Raw genomic sequence first — 371 nt, 5'->3', positions numbered from 1 at the left:
CAACAAGGCGGCCACCAGAAGGTGATTCAGCTTCTTTTTTTATGAAGGCACTGAGTTGAGCCCGCTGCTCATCGGTGAGGTATGCAGGCCTACCAGTCCGAGGTTTTTCTTGAAGTCCTTCTAGGCCTTCTTCAAAAAAAATCCGAACCCATTTATTGACACTGGTTCGACTGACTTTGAGAGATTTTGCAATTTGTGTACGAGAGAGGCCGTCTTTAAAGTGTGCGAGCGCAAGTAAACGCATCTTCATCTGAATGGTTTTTTGCTGGCTCGCAAGCTTTTTGAAGTCAGTGTTATTAAGGCTATCCATGGCTAAATTTCACAATAATTCATCAATCTTAATTAGATCACATTTTTACTTTAATTGGTAT

1 protein-coding gene is annotated in these 371 nt (G+C 41.5%); it reads right to left on the bottom strand.

All coding sequences use genetic code 11. The features are described from left to right. A partial coding sequence (locus A6D97_RS13045; RefSeq protein WP_139074317.1) for a helix-turn-helix domain-containing protein occupies positions 1-310 on the bottom strand: 310 nt, incomplete at its 3' end. Positions 311-371 lie beyond the last annotated feature (61 nt).

The organism is Vibrio sp. ZF57 (assembly GCF_001691235.1).
GTDB lineage: Bacteria > Pseudomonadota > Gammaproteobacteria > Enterobacterales > Vibrionaceae > Vibrio > Vibrio crassostreae_C.
The sequence above is the reverse complement of the archived record's forward strand: the minus strand, read 5'-3'. Positions and strand labels throughout refer to the sequence as shown.